The sequence below is a fragment of the Anaerolineae bacterium genome (genome assembly GCA_014360855.1).
Classification (GTDB): Bacteria; Chloroflexota; Anaerolineae; order JACIWP01; family JACIWP01; genus JACIWP01.
In genome coordinates this window covers 3587-5727 of record JACIWP010000200.1, presented here as the reverse complement: position 1 = coordinate 5727, position 2141 = coordinate 3587, and the positions used below count along the sequence as shown (strand labels likewise).

2 protein-coding genes and 1 pseudogene (1 of these 3 cut by a window edge) are annotated in these 2141 nt (G+C 63.7%); all 3 read left to right on the top strand.

The window, feature by feature from the left end; genetic code table 11:
• Positions 1–28 precede the first annotated feature (28 nt).
• Complete coding sequence (locus H5T60_10785) at positions 29–1237, top strand: FAD-binding oxidoreductase (protein MBC7242916.1); 1209 nt, start codon at positions 29–31, stop codon at positions 1235–1237.
• A gap of 25 nt (positions 1238–1262) precedes the next feature.
• Positions 1263–1895: a GntR family transcriptional regulator gene (locus H5T60_10780; protein MBC7242915.1), complete on the top strand. Its 633-nt coding sequence runs from the start codon at positions 1263–1265 to the stop codon at positions 1893–1895.
• Positions 1896–1931: 36 nt separating this feature from the next.
• Positions 1932–2141, top strand: a pseudogene (locus H5T60_10775) (hypothetical protein) (it continues 21 nt past the right edge of the window).

The following is a 2141-nucleotide window of genomic DNA, read 5'->3' as shown; positions in this document are numbered from 1 at the left end:
CAAGGGCGGCTAACCAGGAGAGCGTGCTATGGGACAGATTTACGTGCCGACGGAGGCGGATTTCCCGAAGACGGCGGATGTGGTGGTCATCGGCGGGGGCATTGTGGGGGTGGCCACGGCCTTCTGGGTCTCGCGCGCCGGCCTGGACACGGTCCTGGTCGAGATGCGCGACGGCCTCTCCACCCTCACCACCCCTAACTCGGTAGAATGCTTCCGTGCCCAGTTCCTGGAAAAGCCCCTGGTGGAGCTGGCCAAGCCCAGCATCGAGATATTCGATAACTTTGCCGATATCATCGGCATCCCGGGCTATGACATCTCCATCCATCATCAGGGCTATCTGTTCATGACAGACGATGAAGGGATGCTGGACGCCCTGCAGAAGGCCGTCCAGCAGTACCATGCCTACGGCGTGACCGATGCCGAGTTCCTGACCGGCGATGAGGTGCGCCGGCGCTTCCCCTTCGTCGCGCCGACAGTGGTGGGCGCCACGTTCCGGCAGAACGACGGCTGGCTCTCCACCCACGAGGTCACCCAGGGCTTCGCCAAGGGGAGCACGGCCAAATTCCTCATCTCCACCAAGGCCATCGGTATCCAAGTGGACGCGCAAGGGGTCAAGGCGGTGGAAACAACGCGCGGCACCATTTCTACCCGCATTGTGGTCAATGCCGCCGGCCCCTTCGCCGGCGTGGTCGGGAAAATGGTCGGGCTGGACCTGCCCCTGACGCCGGTGCGCCGGCAGAAGGTCTTCATCGCGCCCCAGCCAGAAATCCCCCAGGACGCTCCCTTCACCGTGGACCTGGTCAACGAGGCCTATTGGCGGCCGGAAGTGGGGGGTGCCTTGTTGGGATGGGTGGACCCGGAGGAGCCGCCCAGCGAGCCGGCGGAGACCCTGCCGGTGGACTGGGACTTCCCGGCCATCGTGCTGGAAAAAGTGATGCGGCTGTCGCCGTTCTGGGAAGAGATCGCTGAGCGGTTAAGGCGCGAGGAGGTGCATGTCAGCGCCGGCCAGTACGTGTATACACCGGACAACCACCCGCTCATCGGGCCGGTGCCGGAGGTGCCGGGCTTCTACCTCAACTGCGGCTACTGGGCCGGCGTCATGCTCTCGCCGGAAGCCGGCCGGCGGGTAGCGATGCTGATCACCGGCCAGATGAAGCCGGAAGAAAATCTCCTGCGGCCAACCCGCTATGCGGAGGGAATCTATCATCCGAGCGCCAGCTTCCTCAGCGGACATTAATACCAGCTCCAGAGGGGACGACACCATGCCTACGGACGCCGCCAGAGCCTATCGTGCCATCAAGGAGAAGATCATCACGCTGGAACTGGCCCCTGGCTCGGTGATCCAGGACGGGGAATTGATGCAGGAGCTTCAGCTCGGACGCACCCCGATCCGCGAGGCACTGAAACTGCTGGAGGCGGAGAAGCTGGTGATGACGGTGCCGCGCCGCGGCATATTCGTGGCCTCCATCTCCATCACGGATCTCCAGCAAATCATCGAGGTGCGCCTCGAGCTGGAGGGATTGGCCATGCGGCTGGCCTGTGAGCGGGCCAACGCCGAGGATCTTGCTCGCCTGGGAAAGTATTTGGAGCGGCTGGCCGGCGATGAAATGCGCTCCCTTCCTACCCGAGAGCGCTTGGAGCTGGATCGGGAGATCCATTTGGCGCTGACGCGCGCGGCGCACAATACCTTTCTCACGGTGGAGGTGGAGCGCTTCTACGATCTGGCGCGCCGGCTGTGGTACTACACGCTGGGGCGCGTGCGGCCGTCGGAGGTCAATCTCCAGAGCCACCAGGAAATCATCCAGGCCGTCCTGCGGCGCGACGCCGCCGAGGCGGAGCGCCTCATGCGCCAGCACATCCTGGAGTTTCAACAGACAGTCAAGGAAGTGATCTGAACCCGGCAGGGCGCACATCAACGTAGAGCGGAGATTATGTCGGAATCGAAATCGCCACCATCGGCTGAGCGCCGAGCGCTCGGTTATTTTCTGGTCATCCTTGCCACCGCCGGCTGGGGTACCTCGGGTCTGTTCCTCACCTTCATCGTGCGCATGGTCCCCATCTCCGCCCTGGCGCTGGCGTTCTGGCGGGACCTGACTACATTCTTGTGCCTGTCCATCGGGCTGGCGATCCTAAAGCCGGCA